The 20161-nt window shown below is 42.0% G+C and carries 17 protein-coding genes; 12 read left to right on the forward strand and 5 right to left on the reverse strand.

What is annotated here, in order from left to right:
- The first annotated feature begins 56 nt into the window (after positions 1–56).
- Positions 57–851: a thermonuclease family protein gene (locus CPC19_RS04435; RefSeq protein ID WP_016389928.1), complete on the forward strand. Its 795-nt coding sequence runs from the start codon at positions 57–59 to the stop codon at positions 849–851.
- A 24-nt stretch (positions 852–875) separates the two neighbouring features.
- On the opposite strand, the gene glp is transcribed toward CPC19_RS04435, so the two are convergent.
- From glp to CPC19_RS04455, 4 genes are read right to left on the reverse strand one after another with little or no spacing between them, the layout of a single operon-like run.
- Positions 876–2144, reverse strand: coding sequence for a gephyrin-like molybdotransferase Glp (gene glp / locus CPC19_RS04440; protein ID WP_016389929.1), 1269 nt, complete (start codon positions 2142–2144; stop codon positions 876–878).
- A 1-nt stretch (position 2145) separates the two neighbouring features.
- Positions 2146–2850: an energy-coupling factor ABC transporter ATP-binding protein gene (locus tag CPC19_RS04445; RefSeq protein WP_015006486.1), complete on the reverse strand. Its 705-nt coding sequence runs from the start codon at positions 2848–2850 to the stop codon at positions 2146–2148.
- Positions 2847–3548 (reverse strand): ABC transporter permease, encoded by a 702-nt coding sequence (locus tag CPC19_RS04450; protein WP_015006485.1) that lies wholly within the window; start codon positions 3546–3548, stop codon positions 2847–2849. Before CPC19_RS04450 ends, CPC19_RS04445 begins: the two co-directional genes overlap by 4 nt.
- Positions 3541–4362 (reverse strand): substrate-binding domain-containing protein, encoded by an 822-nt coding sequence (locus tag CPC19_RS04455; protein WP_015006484.1) that lies wholly within the window; start codon positions 4360–4362, stop codon positions 3541–3543. Before CPC19_RS04455 ends, CPC19_RS04450 begins: the two co-directional genes overlap by 8 nt.
- Positions 4363–4668: 306 nt before the next feature.
- On the opposite strand from CPC19_RS04455, the gene CPC19_RS04460 reads away from it, so the two are divergent.
- Positions 4669–5031, forward strand: a complete 363-nt coding sequence (locus tag CPC19_RS04460; RefSeq protein ID WP_015006483.1) for a PilZ domain-containing protein — start codon at positions 4669–4671, stop codon at positions 5029–5031.
- Between the two features lie 100 nt (positions 5032–5131).
- Positions 5132–9970, forward strand: coding sequence for an NAD-glutamate dehydrogenase (locus CPC19_RS04465; RefSeq protein WP_016389930.1), 4839 nt, complete (start codon positions 5132–5134; stop codon positions 9968–9970).
- Positions 9971–10051: 81 nt separating this feature from the next.
- On the opposite strand, the gene CPC19_RS04470 is transcribed toward CPC19_RS04465, so the two are convergent.
- A complete protein-coding gene (locus tag CPC19_RS04470; protein ID WP_015006481.1) occupies positions 10052–10861 on the reverse strand; it encodes an alpha/beta hydrolase in 810 nt (269 codons plus the stop codon).
- Between the two features lie 354 nt (positions 10862–11215).
- Here CPC19_RS04470 and CPC19_RS04475 point away from each other — a divergent pair, with 354 nt between their 5' ends.
- From CPC19_RS04475 to lnt, 9 genes are all read left to right on the forward strand, one after another.
- A complete protein-coding gene (locus tag CPC19_RS04475; RefSeq protein ID WP_016389931.1) occupies positions 11216–12400 on the forward strand; it encodes an ABC transporter substrate-binding protein in 1185 nt (394 codons plus the stop codon).
- An 8-nt stretch (positions 12401–12408) separates the two neighbouring features.
- A complete protein-coding gene (locus CPC19_RS04480; protein WP_016389932.1) occupies positions 12409–13362 on the forward strand; it encodes a PQQ-dependent catabolism-associated beta-propeller protein in 954 nt (317 codons plus the stop codon).
- Positions 13362–14096, forward strand: coding sequence for an ABC transporter ATP-binding protein (locus CPC19_RS04485; protein WP_016389933.1), 735 nt, complete (start codon positions 13362–13364; stop codon positions 14094–14096). Before CPC19_RS04480 ends, CPC19_RS04485 begins: the two co-directional genes overlap by 1 nt.
- Positions 14093–14902 (forward strand): ABC transporter permease, encoded by an 810-nt coding sequence (locus tag CPC19_RS04490; RefSeq protein WP_016389934.1) that lies wholly within the window; start codon positions 14093–14095, stop codon positions 14900–14902. Before CPC19_RS04485 ends, CPC19_RS04490 begins: the two co-directional genes overlap by 4 nt.
- 75 nt (positions 14903–14977) lie before the next feature.
- On the forward strand, positions 14978–16315 hold the full coding sequence (gene miaB, locus CPC19_RS04495; protein WP_015006476.1) for a tRNA (N6-isopentenyl adenosine(37)-C2)-methylthiotransferase MiaB: 1338 nt from the start codon (positions 14978–14980) through the stop codon (positions 16313–16315).
- Position 16316: 1 nt separating this feature from the next.
- The gene (locus tag CPC19_RS04500; protein WP_015006475.1) at positions 16317–17279 is read left to right on the forward strand and encodes a PhoH family protein; all 963 of its coding nucleotides are present in this window, start codon (positions 16317–16319) and stop codon (positions 17277–17279) included.
- The gene (gene ybeY, locus CPC19_RS04505) at positions 17276–17734 is read left to right on the forward strand and encodes an rRNA maturation RNase YbeY (RefSeq protein ID WP_016389935.1); all 459 of its coding nucleotides are present in this window, start codon (positions 17276–17278) and stop codon (positions 17732–17734) included. Before CPC19_RS04500 ends, ybeY begins: the two co-directional genes overlap by 4 nt.
- Before the next feature lie 8 nt (positions 17735–17742).
- Complete coding sequence (locus CPC19_RS04510; RefSeq protein WP_015006473.1) at positions 17743–18594, forward strand: HlyC/CorC family transporter; 852 nt, start codon at positions 17743–17745, stop codon at positions 18592–18594.
- Between the two features lie 30 nt (positions 18595–18624).
- Complete coding sequence (gene lnt, locus CPC19_RS04515) at positions 18625–20139, forward strand: apolipoprotein N-acyltransferase (protein WP_236610517.1); 1515 nt, start codon at positions 18625–18627, stop codon at positions 20137–20139.
- Positions 20140–20161: the final 22 nt, after the last annotated feature.

The following is a 20161-nucleotide window of genomic DNA, read 5'->3' on the forward strand; positions in this document are numbered from 1 at the left end:
GTTAATAGCCATAGGTATTATGGCTGAGCTAATTATAGGCTAATGGGCGGTGGAATATGTTAATTGATCATATTAAAAAAGACATTATCAGTCGGGCTTTTAGCGTTGTTTCTATCAGGCAATTTACATTCGTTACTTTTTTGCTGCTGTATCTAGTCGCGTGTTCTACCGTTCAGGCTGGGTCATTATTAAAAGTAATCAATGTTATTGATGGTGATACTGTTGTGCTTAAAAATGGTTTGACGGTTCGTTTATTAGGCATTAATACGCCTGAAATGGGTTACAAGGGACGGGCTATTGAAGCAGGGGCCGTTGCGGCAAAAAAGGCGTTGAAAAAATGGGTATTAAACAAAATGGTTTTAGTTGAATACGATGTCGAACAAAAAGATCGCTATGGTCGTATATTGGCGCATCTATTTTTAGACGATGGCCAACACATTAATTTAGAAATGCTTCGTAGTGGTCAAGCGACCTTGAGTATTCATCCACCTAATCTTCGATATGCCCATCGTTTTAAGGCGATGCAACGACAGGCCGAGAAAAAGAAAATTGGTTTATGGTCCCTGCAGGCTTATCAGAAAAAGGCGGTTGAGGATATTGCAAAAAATAGAGCTCAGGGCTGGGGGCGTTTTAGTGGGCAAGTCCAAAAAATAACGAGGGGTAAAAAAGGTGCAAAGTTGTGGCTATCTGATGAAGTGTATATTTGGATTAGCGTTGAAAACAAGCGTTATTTTTTAACGTTAGACAGCTATAAAGGTAAACAACTTGAGGTTCGTGGTTGGCCTAGAAAGAGAGGCCAGTTGTGGTCAATTAACGTCATTCACTCAAGCCAGATTTTAATTGAGACTTAGCATGTTTTATGGGCTTATAAAGCCTTAAAAAAGGGCCGAAAATGGCTGCGTTATTACCCAGTCGCCTTTATTGATGGAGGGGCGCTCGTGTTCAAGAATGATAAAGGAATTTGCATCACTCATTGATCGTAAGATACCAGAGCCTTGTTTTCCTGTGGTGCTGACTTCCCATTCGCCGTTATTGTTCTTTGATAAAAATCCACGCTGGAACTCAGTACGTCCTGCAATTTTTCGAATAGAGTGTGTGCTCTTGGCTTGAATAGTTGGGCAAATTAATGGTGTTGTTAGCCCCATCATTTTTTGTAGGCAGGGTAAGGCAAATTGATAAAAGGTGACCATGACTGCGACAGGGTTACCGGGTAAGCCAAAAAACGTTGTATTGTCTATATGGCCAAAGGCAATGGGCCTACCGGGTTTTATAGCGACTTTCCAAAAATTGATAGAGCCAGTTTCTGCGAGTATTTGTTTGGTGTAATCGGCGGCTCCAACAGACACGCCGCCAGAGGTGAAAATAACATCGGCACTGTTTGATGCTAGTTTAAAAGCGCTGCGTAATTGTTCGGGGTCGTCTGCAATGATGCCCATGTCTAATACCTTGCAGCCTATTTTCTTTAATGCAGAAATCATACTGTAGCGGTTACTGTCATAAATACAGCCCTCACGTGGAGGCTCTCCAAGGTTAAGAAGTTCATCGCCGGTTGAAAAAACAGCAATGGTTAGTGGCGTTTTAACATGAACTTCTGAAATACCTAAAGAGGCAATGAGACCAATTTGTGGCGGTGTTAATTTAATGCCTGCTTCCAAAACAGTATGATTTTGTTGGATATCTTCGCCTGCTTGGCGAACATTTTGTCCGTTTTTATGCCGTGCATCAATATGAATGGTGTTGTCATGTATTTCTACATGTTCTTGCATAATAACGGTATCGGCAGCGTCAGGCATTTGTGCGCCAGTCATTATTTGTAGGCACTCGCCTTGCTTTAAGCGACCTTTATAAGGGTGCCCAGCAACAATACGACCAACAATGTTTAATGTTTTGATTTCCCCGCTGCTGGGTAAATCAGTATGTATTATTGCATAGCCATCAACGGCTGCATTGCGGTGTGAAGGAACGTTGATTGGCGAAAGAATGGGGGCTGCGAGTATTCGGTCAACAGCCGAAGTTAATGGAATATGTTCAGTGCCGCTTTTTTCTGCAACAGCGTTTAACATTTTCAGCAAGGCGGCATCGACGCTTAAGGTGTCTGCTTCATTGTCGTCGCTACAACTACTTTGTACGTCTACTCTATTCATATTATGAAGTTTTTTTTGCGGTGTTTATCATTGTCACGTTATTTGAATTAGGTGGACGTATTAGGGCATTACCATGCTCAATATGAATATGGTGATCGGCAATATGTTCAACAGTATGTGCTTCGTGGCTGCTGATCATAATGGTAACCCCTTCATCTTTGAGTCGCTGTAATAGCTTGGCTGTTTGTTGTTTTGCAGTACTGTCCATACTTGCGGTTGGTTCGTCTAGCAGCAATAAGCGCGGCGATAAAATACGTGCGCGAGTCAACGCAACACGTTGTTTTTCACCGCCAGATAATTGTTTGGCTGGGCGGTGGGCAAGATGCGATAAATCTGCCCAATCTAATGCTTGCGTGACTTTTTTATGCACATTGCTTTTGCGTTCGCCTGATCGATACAGTCCATAAGCAATATTGTCAGTAACGCTGGCATCAAATAAATACGGTTGTTGATGTAAATAGATGATGTCTTTTTGGATGTAAGCTTTGGCTTGCTTCCAGTTGAGCGTTAAACCTTGGTAGTTAATGCTGGCTGAATCTGGCTTTAATAAACCACTCATTATTTTTAATAACGTGGTTTTTCCCGATCCATTTTGACCAGTTAAGAGTGTGCATTGGTGGGCGGGTATATCGAGATGCTTGATATTTAAAACCAGTTTTCCAGACAAGGTAATAGCGAGGTTTTTATAACTAACTAATGTGCTCATGCTTTTAATTCCCCTTTACCTTGAAAGATCGAAATGCCTGCATTCAAGCTTAAGGACAGTAACAGTAAAACCATGCCAAGTGCAATGCCTTGAGCGAACTCGCCTTTGCTGGTTTCTAAGGCGATAGCGGTAGGAATGTTACGTGTGGAGTGAAGAATATTACCGCCAACCATCATAGAACAACCAATTTCAGCAACCACGCGACCAAAGCCGGCAACAACAGCAGCAATTAAGCCAAAACGTACTTCGTATATTAGTGTGAAAAAAGCCCTCCAAGGCTTTGCGCCTAAGGTGATAGCCGTTTCCCAAGCGCGCCGGTCTGCAGCTTGAAAAGAGGCATGAGCCATTGCGACTAATAATGGAAAGCTCAGCATAACTTGGCCGATAACCATTGCTTGGCTGGTGAATAAAAGCCTCAAATCTCCTAATGGGCCGCTACGCGATAAAATTAAATAAAGTGTTAAGCCAACAATGACGGCGGGGACAGACATAAAGGTATTAAATAAAGAAATGAGCACTCTACGCAAGGGAAATTCGAAAAAAGCCAATATAAAGGCAATCAGCATCGCAAAGGGCGTGGCAATCAAAATAGCCGACATAGATACGCCAAATGAGAGCGAGATAATTTCCCAAATATCATCATGACCGCTCAGTAATAACTGAAAGGCATTTATGCAAGCTTGGCTTAAATCATTCACTGGTCATGACGTCTTTAATGGCGGTTGGGTAAAAAAGACGTTGCTCGTTTTTTTGAAAGGTATCGATAAGGCGTTGTCCTGCTGGCGAGGTTACCCAAGCGATAAGTGACATGGCTTTTAAGTATTGAATGTCTTTATGCAAAGCAGGATTTACCGCAATAATGCCATAAGGGTTTTTTAGTAAAACACTGCCTTGATTTAAAATAGTGAGTGACAGTTTGTCTTTATAGGCCAGCCAAGTGCCTCGGTCAGTTAAGGTATAAGCGCCCAATTCATCAGCCATTAACAATACTTTTCCCATGCCTTGTCCTGCTTCCTTATACCAAGGGCCACGGGGCTTCAAATTAGCTTGGCCCCATATGGAGCGTTCTTTATTATGTGTTCCAGAATTATCTCCACGAGAAATAAAAGACACTTGCTTAGCGGCAATTTGCTTGAGTGCATTCAGTGTGTTTTTCTGGTTTTTAATATGAGCAGGGTCGGTAACAGGGCCGACGATGACGAAGTCATTTTCCATCACATCACGTCGATTAACGCCAAAACCTTCGGCAATAAAAATATTTTCGGCTTGTCTTGCATGAACCATCACAACGTCGGCATCGCCTTTGCGGGCCATTTGAAGTGCTTTGCCGGTTCCTACGGCAATTACATCAACTTGGATGCCTGTTTGCTGAGTAAAGGCGGGTAGTAATTGTGCCAAAAGACCTGAATTCTCAGTGCTTGTTGTCGTTGCTAGGCGTAAGGGGTCTTGAGCATAACTTATGGCGCTAAAAATCAGCGATAGAAGAGTGATAAGTAGACAGCTTTTTTTCACTTTATATAGAGAGTCTTTAGTTTAAAAATTCAATGTTAACGTTGGGATGCTAACGGAGCAAGGGAAAGCATTATTTTATCGCTTAGTCGCAGCAATTAGCCGTGTTGTTAAGGTGTTTTGTCTTTATTTGCAGGCCTGTACAATAGATGGCTGAGGGTATGAAGAAAAACACAATAAGGTTATTAACATTAGCGGTAAGGTGATCTGTATTCTTGTTGGTTGGGCAGGTACAGAGCTAAAACTGTTGTACACGAAAACCTTAGAAACTATTTAATTGCGACTTACTTAGAGTAAGGTGGATCTACAGTGAGAGTTTATGAACGACAATATGTAAGAGTTGACTATCAACAAGAGGTGAAGTTGGAAACAGCCGAGCGTATAACGTTGATAGTGAGAGGGGAAAATATTTCTGTAGGTGGGTTAGGCATCTGCTGTGACCAAATGACCGCGCAAATGATTATGCCGAAAGGCTATCAATTAAATCCAGCAAAACCACTGCACTTGGGTGTTGAATTTGAGATGGAAGATAACTCGCTTAAAGCCACGTGCAGCATACAAAATAGTTACCGCTTAGCACAGGATTTATTTTGTTTTAACCTTAAGTTCATACGGCTTGAACAACAGGGGCAGCAACAATTAGAAAACTTCATACAGCAGCAACGGTTGTAGGGGGCGATAAGCTTATCTATTACCCAGTAGCCAGCAAAATAAGCACATCTTAAAGAAAATCTCCTATACTTAATTTTATCGATCAATAGAGAGGCTGTTAATGGTGACAGAGTTAAAAGAAAAAGAACAAATTTTTTCTCAGCTAGAAAAAATTATCAATCACCGTTTTGATAAAAAAGAAGAGCCTATTATTCGGAGCTTTATTAACGAATATTATCGTGACGTGGCTTGGGAGGATTTAGCAGAAAGAGAGCTGGATGACCTGTATGGAGCGGCGATTGCGCATTGGAATTTAGCGCAGTCTAGGCAAGGTGAAGAGTCTAAAGTCAATGTCTATAACCCTGACTTTGAAACTCATGGCTGGCAATCCCCTTATAGCATTATAGAAATAGTCACCATGGATAGACCGTTTTTATTGAATTCGTTAACAATGAATTTAAATCAAAGCGGCTTAACTTGTCACTTGGTTGTTCACCCCATTATTGAAGTCGTGCGTGATGAAAATGGCCTTCTTAAGCCTGGGCAAAGTAAAGAGCGCACTGTCAGTGAGTCAATGATTCGATTAGAAGTTGATCGCCAGGCTTCAAAGGGAGGCGGGCTTGAGCTGTTGGCAGATCAAGTTCAAAAAGTGATCACCTACAATACGGCGGTTAATGAAGACTGGAAAGCTAGTATTAATTCACTTCAGCAGTCTGCCGAGATGCTAAAAGAGTTTTCGCCAAAAGATAATAATGAAGATATTGACGAATCGTTAGCCTTTTTAAGCTGGCTTAAAGACGATAATTTTTTATTTCTTGGCTGTCGGGAATATGAGTTGGTTAAAGGTAATGAATCGGATGGTTTTAAAATTGTAGAAGGTTCCGGTAAAGGTATATTAAGAGATAAGCTAGCGGCTATCCCACAAGCTGATGTTATTCCTATAACGGATAAGGCATGCGACTTTATGAGTGAGCCATGCCCGTTAATTGTGACTAAGGCAACCACAAAATCTATTATTCATCGTCCTGCGTATATGGATTATGTTGGGGTAAAAAAATTCAATAAACACGGTGAGGTGATTGGCGAGTATCGATTTTTAGGGCTATACACATCAGCGGCTTACCTTGTCAGGGTGAGAGAAATCCCCTTAATACGCAAAAAAATCAGCAAAGTTTTTGCTAAATCAAACTTCAAGGAAAATAGCCACAGCGGCAAATCGTTAATGAATGTGCTAGAAGATTTGCCTCGAGATGAGTTATTTCATTCAAATGATGAGCAATTACTGAGTTTAGCGCTGGGGGTTCTAAAATTAAAAGAACGTCAACGGACTCGGGTGTTTGCAAGAATTGATGCGTATGGGCGCTTCGTATCAATGCTTGTTTACGTGCCTAGAGATCGCTACAACACGATGGCTAGGAAAAAAATGGAGCAGATCATTTGCGCTAAACTGCAAACCGATAGCGTAGATTTTAATGTCCAGTTTAGCGAGTCTATTTTTGCACGGATTCATTTTATGGTGCATACCAATACTGATTGGGTGGGTGAGTTTGATGTATCTGAAGTGGAAAGTGAAATCATTGAAGCGCTCAGAGATTGGAAGGACGATTTATTATCTTCTTTAGTTCATCGACATGGGGAAACGAAAGGCACAGAGCTTTGGAATCGTTATGGTGATGGTTTTACTTCGGCGTATAAAGATAACTATCCAGCTAGGTTTGCTGTGGCCGATATTGAAAAAGCCGAACGTTTAAAAGTCAGTGCCGACCAACAAATTCAAATGTCTTTGTATCAACCATTAGAGTCGCACGGCGAGGGTTTACAATTTAAGTTAATTAATAAGGGGGTGCCAGCTCCTTTATCGCAAACGTTACCGGTACTAGAAAACATGGGTGTTACGGTGTTTGATGAGCGACCGTTTGAAGTGACTGATCTATCATCACAGTCGAGTTACTGGGTGCATGATTTTGGTTTGGTGTACAACACAGAACTGCCTGACATAGAAAGTATAAAAGAAAACTTTCAATTGGTTTTTGAAAAGGTTTGGACTGGAAATATTGAGAACGATGGATTTAATCAGCTTGTCATTAAGGCAAACCTTGATTGGAAACAGATTATGTTACTGCGTGCCTATTATATGTATTTGCGGCAAGCAGGAATAACCTTTAGCCAGGCATATGTTCAGCAAACTTTGCAAAGTAACCCAATTATTGCGGGGCATTTAGTGCGCTTATTTGAGCTTAGATTTGACCCATCTATTAAAGCTAAAAAAACAAAAATTGGGCAGCAGGAAGCAGAGATTCTTGCTGAAATTGAGACGGTCGTGTCGCTAGATGAAGATCGAATTCTACGGCGGTATTTGAATTTAATTCAGTCAACATTACGGACAAATTATTACCAATGCACTGTCGATAGTACGGGTGTGCCGTATCTCTCGTTTAAGCTAAACCCAGAAGCGCTGACCGAGTTGCCGTCTCCGCGACCAAAATTTGAAATATTTGTTTATTCGCCTCGTGTTGAAGGGGTACATTTAAGAGGGGGCTCAGTTGCGCGTGGTGGCTTGCGTTGGTCAGATCGAAAAGAGGACTTTAGAACAGAAATTTTAGGCTTGATGAAAGCGCAGATGTCAAAAAATGCGGTGATCGTGCCAACCGGCGCTAAAGGTGGCTTTATCGTTAAGCGTTCTCTAGACGGCTTAACGCGTGACGAGATGATGGAAGAAGTGGTTGCTTGTTACAGTATTTTTATTGGTGCCTTGTTAGATATCACTGATAATTTGAAAGGTGAAAAAGTGATACCGCCACATGATGTGGTGCGGTATGACGATGATGATCCTTATCTAGTGGTGGCGGCAGATAAAGGGACAGCAACATTTTCTGATATTGCGAATAATATAGCTATTGAGCGTGACTTTTGGCTGGGTGATGCATTTGCATCAGGAGGTTCTGTCGGGTATGACCATAAAAAAATGGGCATTACCGCCAAAGGGGCTTGGGAGTCGGTAAAGCGACACTTTAGAGAGATAGGCGTCGATACTCAAACAACTCCTTTTAGCGTGATCGGAATTGGCGATATGGCCGGAGATGTGTTTGGTAACGGAATGTTGTTATCTGAAAAGATTAGGCTTATCGGTGCATTTAATCATATGCACATTTTTTTAGACCCAGACCCCGATATCAGTGCTTCATTTGAAGAGCGTAAGCGGTTATTTAAATTGCCACGTTCATCATGGAGTGACTATGACAAGGCGTTGATTTCGAAGGGTGGAGGTGTTTTTTCAAGGGCAGATAAATCTATTGCCCTCACGCCACCAATACAGAAGTTATTAGGCGTTAGCGATAAGGTGTTAACGCCTAATAATCTTATTCGAGCGATGCTAAAAGCGCCGGTAGATTTGTTGTGGAACGGTGGTATAGGAACGTATGTAAAATCTAGCATCGAGACGGATGCTGATGTAGGAGATCGGGCCAATGATGCACTAAGGGTTAACGGTCGAGAGCTTGCTTGCAAAGTGGTGGGTGAAGGCGGAAATTTAGGGTTTACCCAATTAGGCCGGATTGAATACGCGGCTAAAGGGCGCATTAATACCGATGCTATTGATAATGCTGCAGGTGTGGATTGCTCAGACCACGAAGTGAATATTAAAATCTTACTTAATAAATTGGTTGAGCAAGGCGATATGACCATTAAGCAGCGCAATGCTCTTCTTGCCAAGATGACCGATGAGGTCAGTACGTTGGTACTAAGAAATAATTACCTGCAAACACAAGCCATTACGATGGTTGAAAGCCAATCCTCAGACATGCTGGAAGTGCATGGGCGTTTGATCAACCAACTTGGTCAAGAGGGTCGGTTAGACCGTACAGTTGAGTTCTTACCAAGCCAAGAAGAAATAGAAGAGCGGAAGGCTAAAGGCGAGGGCTTGCATCGCCCAGAGTTGGCGGTGATTTTTGCCTATAGCAAGTTACTTTTAAAGGACTTAATGAAGGGCGCTTCAGTTATACAAGATGAAAATTTTAAACAAGAGTTATTGGCATACTTCCCATCAAACTTACGGGATAAATTTGTAAGCGCTATTGAGGAGCATCGCTTACGAGACGATATCATTGTTAATCAGGTAGTTAACAGTATGGTAAACCGGCTAGGGCCATCATTTGCCTTTAGAATGAAAGATGAAGCGGGTGCCTGTATTGATGAGGTTATTAAAAATTATAAGATTGCTTGCGAGATTTTTAATATAGAAGTGATATGGAGCGAGATTGAGGCGCTAGATAATAAAGTATCGCCCAAAGTGCAGATCGATATGCTGATGAATGTACGAAAGCTGGTTGAACGTACGATGTATTGGTTGCAGAGAAACCGTTCGCAAGTCGTTTCAGTTACCGACGTGACTGATGAGTTTGCTAAGAATGTTTCCCTAATAGGGGAAAAGATGATAACGCATGCTTCAGACGTTGAAAAAGAGCATGTTGAGCAGCGAGCTGCTTACTACCAAGAAGGCGGCGTGGATGAGGTATTAGCTAACAAGATTGCCTGTCTAGAGTTGGAGTTTGTTGCTTTAGATATTATTGCGGTGAACAGTATTGTTGATCGAGGTATAGAGGATGTTCTGTCTGTGTATTCGGTGGTTAGTAACGAACTTAAACTCAGTTGGTTGCATGGATGTATTAGTTACTTACCGCGGAAAAATTACTGGCAATCCTTGGCTCGGTCGGCTTTACGAGATGAATTGCATGCTGAAAATCGTGCCTTGTTAACGGCTATACTTAAATCATTTGATAAAGGCGATACTACGGAAAAAAGGCTCACTGAGTGGTGCTCTACTCAACGCGCTGATATTGATCGTTATTTGCACTTGGTGTCATTAATTCAAGCTGAAAGTGAAATGGAAATTGAGCAATTATCAGTCATTTTGAAGAAACTTCACTTAATTGTTGAGAAAAGCAAAGCGATGATATCTTAAATCGCTGTGGTGCTTTAAGTGATCGTAAAAAGGGCTGTGTATTCAGCCCTTTTTATTAAGGTATATGTCGTTAATGAGCGGCTAAAGGTTTTTTTCTAGCCAATGCTGAATGGTTTCAGCACTTTCACGCCAGTGAGCGTCAATCATCATGGTATGCCCCATTTTTTTCATATTAATGAAGTCTGCCTTGTATGCCTTTGCTGTTTTTCTGATGTGTGCGGGCCTAAAGAAAGTATCCTCATCAGCACTGAGCGCCAACATCGGGATCTCGAAAGGGTTTTTGTACGTAGGCAGACCAAGCCATAAGGTATCAAGCAAAGCTTTTGGAGAGCCTTGTTGCATTTCAGCACAATAACGGATTACAACATCGTCATTAACGTGGCCAGCAAATATAGATTTACGCGTTAGATCAACCGGTGAAAACCACGTGCCGATAAGTTCGCCAAGGTTCATTTGCATATAAAAAGTTGGGTTCAAGGCCAAATCAATAATTGATGGAATAAGACCGTCAACAGGAACACTAGCCATCAGTATGCAGGCAGGAACGGTTTCCTTTTCTATATATTTTTGAATAATCAGCCCACCTAAGGAGTGACCAATCAGAATTGGGGGTTCGCCAATTTCATCGATAACTCGTTGAATGTCATTAACATAATCGGCAATGCTATTTGAAGCGAGCATGGCGCTTCCGCCGCTTTTCCCGTGGCCGCGTAGATTGATGGCATAGGTTGGATGCCCCAGGTCTGCAAAAAAAGGCATAAAGTATTCGTCCCAACACCATGCAGACATGTTCGCACCATGAATAAATAAGATGGGTTTGCGAGTCGCTTTGTTAGGGTGGCGCTCAATAACATCTAAAGCTGGGTTTTCTGCCGAGGATTCAATGTTCATTGCTACCTCGATTATATTTAGATGTATTAATCATTATTTTCCTTTTATTTAAAGCGGGCTAACTTTTTATGTGTAAATTTTAGAATAAGTCTTGACGTATGCTGCAAAGCAATATAATATTCATATCACATTGTTACTGCAGCTCTGCTCTCAGATCGCTGCCCAATGTAATAATGTTCTCCTCCTCTTGGCGACTCTTTATGAGTCGCTTTTTTTTGCCTCACATTCTAGACTTTAATTGCACTAGACGTGCTGTTTTAATCAAAATAAAATCAAAAACAAGTCAAGCTGCACACAGATGGCGCATGAAGCGCTTGAAAGGGCAGTGTCCATTGCTAAAGAGCCGGTTAAAAAATGAATAATATGGTATTAAACAAGCGCGTGGTTTTTTTCTTAACTTGCTTAATGGTGATGGGCTCCAATCATGTGCTAGCAAATGATGTTAAGGTGAGTTTGGCCTTGCTTACGGAAAAAAGAGCAGTGCCGCCGGCCTTATCAAACCTTGACCCAATACTAACGGATGAAGGTATTCAAGGAGCCACCTTAGGCATCAAGGATAATAATACCACAGGGCAATTTACAGGACATCATTATGACTTGAAGCACATTGAGGTGCCTCTTCATGCTGATGTAATTAGCGCCTTCAATCTATTGGTAGAAGGAGGTTATCGCTATATCCTCGTCGATGTTCAAGCATCAACACTGGAAAAAATCTCTGCCTTGGCCAAGCCGAAGAATATATTGCTCTTCAATGTTTCATCGACAGATGACAGGCTAAGGAATAACAGTTGTAGTGCAAACATCTTTCATATTATTCCAAGTGATGCTATGAAAGCAGATGCACTTGCTCAATGGATGCTGAAAAAACGCTGGCAAAATTGGTTTTTGGTTAAGGGGAACGATGAAGAAGACCAACGCTTTGCTAATGCTATTAAGCGTGCTGCAAAACGTTTTGGGATAAAAATCGTAAAAGAAAAAACGTGGAATTTTGATCATGATGCTCGTCGCACAGCGCAAGCAGAAATCCCTGTATTTACTCAGGGCGCTGAGTATGATGTTTTAGCGGTAGCGGATGTAAAAGGTTTATTTGGTGAATACTTAACGATGAATACTTGGTTACCTCGACCTATTATTGGCACGCAGGGTTTAGTGCCAAGTGCTTGGCATAGAACCCACGAGCGATGGGGCGCAGTTCAAATGCAAAATAGGTTTTATAAGCAAGCTGGCCGCTGGATGAATGATGTTGATTACTCGTCATGGTTAGCCGTTCGTACGGTAGGTGAGGCGGTGACACGAGCCAATAAAGTGGAGCCAGCTGAAGTAAAAAAATATATCCTCAGTGATCGTTTTAGTTTGGCCGGTTTTAAAGGTGTAAAGCTTACATTTAGGCGTTGGAATCAACAGTTACGTCAGCCTGTTTTATTGGCAACGCCACGCTCAATTGTCTCGGTATTGCCGCTTAAAGAGTTTTTACACCCGCGGACTTATTTAGATACGCTAGGGTATGATAAGCTCGAATCAACATGTGAATTACGCTAAAAATAATAATGAATAAATACCTCTTCGCGTTTTTAATAATTTTTTCGACAGTCAGTTTTGCAGATACACTTTATATAACATTAGAAAAAGACAACGCCTTGGCTGTGGTTAACGGTGAAACAGGGCAGTTGTTGCAAACAGTGCCGTTGGGTCAGCGCCCACGTGGTGTAGCCTTCAACAACGATAAAACACAACTCTATGTCGCAGCGAGTGACGATGACACCATTCAGGTTATAGATACCGCAAGCTTAAAGGTGGTCGGTGAGCTGCCATCAGGTGATGACCCGGAATTGTTCAAGATTCACCCTAATGGCCTTTGGTTGTACGTATCTAATGAAGATGACAATATTGTCACAGTGATTGATTTGCAAACAAAGAACGTAATTGCTGAGATCCCGGTTGGCGTGGAACCTGAAGGTATTGCTGTGTCTCTTGATGGAAAGTGGGTAGTTAATACATCTGAAACAACTAATATGGTCCATTGGATTGATCCTAAAGAGCAAACGATAAAAGAGAATACCTTGGTCGATTCACGTCCTAGGGCAGCAGAGTTTTCTGTAGACGGTCAAGCGCTGTTTGTAAGCTCTGAAATAGCAGGTTCTTTGTCTCGTATTAATGTGTCGACGAAGCAAATTGTCAGTAAAGTACAGTTTGAAATAGCCGGGGTTGATAAGGCGCTTATTCAACCGGTCGGTGTGTTGGCGCACCCGAATAATAAATTTTTATTTGTTGCGTTGGGTCCTGCGAACCGTGTTGCTGTTTTGGATATTGAAACAATGACGGTCATCAAGTATTTATTAGTTGGCCAGCGGGTATGGAACCTTGCGTTTTCGCCAGACTTAAAGCGGTTGTATACAACTAATGGTGCCAGTAATGACATTTCGATTATTGATGTGGAAACCTTAACAGTAACAAAATCTGTACGGGTTGGTCGTTACCCTTGGGGTATTGCGGTTAAATAATGAGTCTTTCATTAGCTGTTAAAACGCTAAGTTATGCGTATGGAAATACAGCAGCCTTATCGGACATTAATTTTTCAATAGCATCTGGTGAGTGCGCTATTTTGTTAGGGCCTAATGGTGCGGGTAAGTCGACCTTGTTTTCGTTGATAACGCATTTGTACGACAGTCGTTCCGGTGAAATTAGCATTAATGGGTTTAACGTTAAGACGCAAGCTTGTCAGGCTTTGGCGAATTTAGGGGTGGTGTTTCAGCAAACAACACTAGATATGGATTTAAGTGTTCTGCAAAATCTTTATTATCACGCCTCGTTGCACGGTATGTCGCGTAAACAGGCTTCCGTTCGAGTAAGTGAAGAACTAGAAAGGCAGGGTATGTTGGCGCGTAAAGATGAAAAAATTCGTCAGCTCAATGGCGGGCATCGTCGGCGTGTGGAAATAGCCAGAGCGCTGTTACATAAGCCATCTTTATTGTTATTAGATGAGCCCACTGTTGGTTTGGATGTGTCAAGCCGTAAAGGGATTGTTGAGCACGTGCATGCGTTATGCAAAGATGATGGGTTGTCGGTTCTTTGGGCAACGCATTTGATCGATGAGGTGTATCCGTCTGATAAGTTGCTTGTTTTGCATCAAGGGGAAATCAAAGCACAAGGGCCAGTGAGCCAAGTATGTGGTGGGGACTCTACAGATGACATCTCCCGTGCGTTTAAGCGCTTAACACAGGGGATATCATCATGAGGCTTAAGCATGCCTTTATTGCATTGAAAGGTATTATAAAACGAGAGTTGTGGCGATTTTTGCTTCAACGTGAACGTTTTATTGCGGCGTTAGTTAGGCCCTTGGTTTGGTTGTTTGTTTTTGCAGCGGGTTTTCGCTCTACCTTGGGAATTGCGATTATGCCACCGTATGAAACGTACATATTGTATGAGGTGTATATTTCTGCTGGTTTGATTGGCATGATTCAACTCTTCAATGGCATGCAAAGTTCCTTATCGATGGTCTATGATCGCGAAATGGGTAGCATGAAAACACTCTTAGTTAGCCCTTTGCCACGTTGGTTTTTACTCACTGGAAAATTAATGGCCGGGACGTTTGTTTCGATCCTTCAAGCGTATGTGTTTTTGCTGATTGCGTGGTTCTATGACATTCAAGCACCATGGCTGGGCTATCTGACTTTATTTCCGGCGTTGGTCCTAACGGGTTTAATGCTCGGAGCGTTAGGAATGTTGCTGTCGTCTTTTATAAAACAGTTAGAAAACTTTGCAGGGGTGATGAATTTTGTTATTTTTCCAATGTTTTTTATGTCTACGGCGCTTTATCCGTTATGGAAAATTAAAGAATCAAGCGAGTTATTGCATACCTTGGCAAGTTATAATCCGTTTTCACAAGCGGTTGAGTTGCTTCGATTTGCGCTGTATGGGCAGTTTAACCTAGCTGCTTTTGTGTATACCTTAGTGGCGTTTATTGTGTTTCTGTTAGTGGCCGTTTGGGGTTATAACCCATCAAAGGGCATGATGGTAAGAAAAGCTGGTGGACCAAGTTGAGCAACGGCCTCTCGTTGCGTGTTAAAATTAACGAATATGACTAAAAAACTTTTTATACGCACCCATGGTTGTCAGATGAATGAATATGATTCTGAAAAAATGGCGGATGTGCTTGCGCAATCGCATGACCTACGGTTAACAGATAATGAAAAAGAAGCAGATGTATTGCTGCTTAATACCTGCTCAATTAGAGAAAAAGCACAAGAGCGTGTTTTTCATCAATTAGGGCGCTGGCGCCCATTGAAAGAAAAGAACCCCGACTTATTAATAGGCGTAGGTGGTTGTGTTGCCAGTCAAGAGGGCAAAATTATACGGCGAAGAGCACCCTATGTTGATGTAGTGTTTGGTCCACAGACCTTGCACCGTTTACCAGCGATGTTGAAAGAGGCGCAAACAAAAAAGAAACTGGTAATGGACATTTCTTTTCCGGAAATTGAAAAATTTGATAATTTGCCAGAACCTCGTGCAGAAGGGCCGAAAGCTTTCGTATCAGTTATGGAAGGGTGCAGTAAATATTGTACCTTTTGCGTTGTTCCCTATACACGCGGCGAGGAAGTCAGTAGACCTTTAGATGATGTGATTGCAGAAGTATCGAGTTTAGCGTCGCAAGGGGTTCGAGAAGTTAATTTATTGGGGCAAAATGTTAACGCCTATCGCGGAGAAATGAGCGATGGGGATATCGCAGATTTTGCGTTACTGCTGCATTACGTTGCAGCAATTGATGGTATTGATCGTATCCGATATACCACATCACACCCAAAAGAGTTTTCAGAAAGTTTAATTCAAGCGTATGAGGATATTCCAGAGTTAGTTGATCACCTTCATTTGCCAGTGCAAAGCGGTAGCAATAGCGTGTTGGCACGAATGAAACGCGGGCATGAAATAGATTTATATATTGAAAAACTTCAACGTCTTAAAAAGATTCGTCCGAATATGAGCTTTTCATCAGACTTCATTGTTGGTTTTCCACAAGAAACCGATGAGGAGTTTGAAGACACCATACAGCTAATCGAAAAAATAGGCTTCGACTTTTCATTTAGCTTTATTTTTAGTGCTCGTCCAGGAACGCCAGCGGCAGAAATGCCAGATGATATTGATATGGATGTTAAAAAGCAACGTCTTGAGCGACTACAGAATATTATTACCCAGCAAACGGCAGATATTTCGAAAAGCATGGTTGGCACTGTTCAACGGCTTTTGGTGGAAGGTGAGTCAAAGAAGAATTCTTTACAAATGACCGGGCGTACAGAGAATAATCGCGTTGTAAACTTTGCTGGCCATACTCGGCTAAAAGGGCAATTTGTTGATGTGTTAATTACAGAAGCCTTGCCATACTCTCTAAGGGGACGGGTAGTGACAGCAGCAGATAGGGAGGCTAGTCAGTCTCTTCAAGAAAGGCGTACAGCTTCATAAATTGAGTAGCAAACTTAAAACCACTGATGTGATCTTAACGCCAGCCAACAATAAACGTTTGGCCAGTTTGTGCGGCCAATTTAATGAGCATATCACACAGCTAGAACGGCGTTTAGATGTTGATGTAAAACATCGAGGACATCATTTTAGCGTGACCGGTTTGGAGATTGGGGTTGGAGTAGCGATTACGGCGTTAAAAGCGCTGTATAAAAGTACCGAAAGCGATCAATTAACACCTGAAAAGGTACATTTATTAATGCAGGAAACAAAGATGTCTGTAGAGCAACCGGTGGATCTAGATGACACCGCCGTTATCCATACTAGAAAAAAAGTAATTAAGCCACGTGGTGGTAACCAACAGTCTTACGTTAAAAGTATTCCAAAAAATGATATTGTTTTTGGCATTGGGCCAGCAGGGACGGGTAAAACATATTTGGCTGTAGCCTGTGCAGTAGAAGCCTTAGAAGCAGAGAAAGTATCACGAATTATTCTAGCTCGCCCAGCGGTAGAGGCGGGTGAACGACTGGGTTTTTTACCGGGCGATTTAAGTGAAAAAATTAATCCATATTTAAGACCTTTGTACGATGCTTTATATGAGATGTTAGGTGTCGAGCGAGTCGAAAAACTTATTGAACGAAATGTAATAGAGATTGCGCCATTGGCTTTTATGCGAGGCCGAACATTGAGCGAAGCATTTATTATTTTAGATGAGGCGCAAAATACAACGCCAGAACAAATTAAAATGTTTTTAACACGAATTGGTTATGGGTCTACAGTGGTGGTGACGGGTGATATTACTCAGATAGACCTACCAGGGCATACCGAATCGGGTTTGAAATTGGTCATGAAGATTTTAAAGGGCATAGACAGCATTAGTTTTACGCAGTTTAAAAATACAGATGTGGTGAGGCATCCGATCGTACAAAAAATTGTGTCGGCCTATGAAAAGCACGCTAAATCATGAGTGTTGAATTACAAATAGCCAGTGACTGTAGCGAATTGCCTGAGCAACAATCGTTGATTGATTGGGTTAAACTTGGACTCCAACAGCAAAAAGATGCTGAAGTCGTTATAAGGCTGGTAGACGAAGATGAGTCAGCTGCTTTAAATGAAGCCTATCGTCAAAAGAAAGGGCCAACGAATGTTTTAAGCTTTCCGTTCGAAAGCCCAAGTGGTTTGCCTGACGGTGCCTTATCGGAAGAAACCCTAGGCGACTTAGTTATTTGTGCACCTGTGGTGTTGCGTGAGGCGGAAGAGCAGGGGAAGCAAGCGGCTGCACATTGGGCGCATATGGTGATCCATGGTTGTTTACACCTTCAAGGTTATGATCACATTAATGACGATGATGCTCATGTCATGGAATTGTTAGAAATAAAACTTTTGAATAGTATCGGGATTAATAACCCTTATGAGGGTTGAGCAATAATATGAACCAGACAAAAAATGACACACTTGAAAATCGATCTTGGATAGAACGATTAGGGCAGGCGCTAATGGGCGAGCCAAAAGATCGTGAAGACCTAGTGCAGTTAATGCGTGATGCGGAGAAAAGAGATTTGTTAGGACAGGATGCCTTAGCGATGATTGAAGGTGTTTTGCAAGTCTCAGAGTTACAGGTGCGAGATATTATGATTCCTCGTTCGCAGATAGTTTTTATTCCTCGAGAAGCAGAATTGAAAGATATCTTTCCTCGCGTGACAGAGTCAGCACACTCTCGTTTTCCTGTTCAAGATGAAGAAACCTCACAAGTGGCTGGTATTTTGTTGGCGAAAGATTTATTGAACTATGTTGTTACTAATAAGGATGAAAAGTTTGACGTAAAGGATGTCATGCGCCCCGCGATTTTTGTGCCTGAAAGTAAGCGTTTAAATGTGATGTTGCATGAGTTTCGTGCGAATAGAAATCACATGGCGATTGTGATTGACGAGTATGGTTCAGTTGCGGGTCTTATCACGATTGAAGATGTGCTTGAGCAAATTGTTGGTGAGATTGAAGATGAGCATGATTTTGAAGAAGAAGCGTTTATTCTTCAGCGTAGCGAATATGAATACAACATTAAAGCCTTAACCGAAATTGCCGATTTTAATGAACGTTTTGAAACCGATTATCCAGACGATGTAGATACAGTGGGTGGTATGGTGGTTAAAAGCTTCGGTCATGTGCCTGAACATGGTGAAAAAACACAAATTGATGGCTTTTTATTTGAGGTTTTAAGGGCTGATAATCGTCGTGTTCATTTACTTCGTATGACCATTCTAGATGCGGTTGAGGAAGAATAAAGTCAGGAAAATGCAGGGCGAATAATGCTGATGAATCCTAAGCAGGGCATGCGTGTTATTGCTGCAATTTTTTCTGGTGCCTTACTCCCACTAGCGTTTTCACCTTACGACCTTCCGCTTATGGCGGTGCTGTCTCCCGTTTTATTTCTATTGACCTTACGCCAACTAAGGCCATCAACAGCAGCGTTAATGGGCTATGCCTTTGGTTGGGGGTATTTTGCTCATGGTGTCTATTGGGTTTACTTTAGTATTCACCACTTTGCAAATGCTCCATTGTGGTTAGCCATCATTATCATGTTAGGAATGGTGGCCATTCTTGCGCTTTATATGGCGTTATTTGCATATTTGATGAACCGATTTTTTTACCGGCGCCTTGCGGTTCGGTATTTATTGGCGTTGCCCAGTTTATGGGTTGGGTTAGAAGCGTTACGAGGCGTCTTGTTTACTGGGTTTCCATGGTTGTCACTGGGTTTTAGCCAAGTCGATACTTGGCTGTCTGCTTGGGCCCCTATCGTTGGGGTGTTGGGGGTTTCTTGGTTGTTAGTCGTAATGGTTGGGGCGATTTCATACTGCCTTCATAAGGTAGGAAAAAGGCAGGTGATGTTTGCTAGTACTTTAATTGTGTCCGTTTGGCTTAGTGGATTTATGCTTAAAAACATCGAATGGACGGAGCCTGCAGGAGCGCCGATTAAGGTAGCTTTATTGCAAGGTAATATCCCACAAGAAATAAAATGGCTGCCGTCATTTAAGCAAAAAAACATCGACATTTATCTGCAAATGACAAGGCAACAGCATGGTGTCGATTTAATTGTTTGGCCTGAAACATCTGTGCCTGCTTTTTTGCATCGGGTGGAAAACACGTTGATACCACAACTAAAAAGGGAGGTAGATGAACGTGATATAGATATTGTTCTAGGGCTACCCGTCATGTCTACTAATGGCAGCGATTATTATAATGGCTTATACAGTGTTCGATATTCGAATGATTTTTACCTTAAGCGTCATTTAGTGCCTCTGGGTGAATATATGCCATTGAAGCCTCTATCGACCATTATTTTAAATTTTCTAAAAATACCCATGTCCGATTTTTCAGCCGGAGGTGATCAGCAAACGCTTTTACAAGGGGCAGGTTTTCCGTTTGCATCGTCTATTTGTTACGAAGATGCTTTTCAGCAAACATCCATTGATGGGCTTCCTGAGGCAGCGTATTTAGTGAACGTGAGTAACGATACCTGGTTTGGCGACACGATTGCACCGTACCAACATTTTCAGATGGCTCGGATGCGTTCGTTGGAAAGTGGGCGCTTTTTATTAAGGTCTACCAATACGGGTATTACGGCAATTATTGACCCTGCGGGGCAAGTTATTAAACAAGCGCCGATGTTTAGACGCACTGCATTAACTGGGGAGATAACGCCGTTAAAGGGCGCTACCCCTTTTGTCCAAGGTGGTTGGTGGGGCTTTTTAGGTTTTGTTGTGGTGATGGTGCTGGTGAGTTTTTTAAAAAGGGACCGTATAAAAAATCGCCCCGCCTACAGTGCTTAACAGACTAAAGGCGGCCAGATGA

The organism is Cycloclasticus sp. PY97N (assembly GCF_002443175.1).
GTDB classification, from domain to species: Bacteria; Pseudomonadota; Gammaproteobacteria; order Methylococcales; family Cycloclasticaceae; genus Cycloclasticus; species Cycloclasticus pugetii.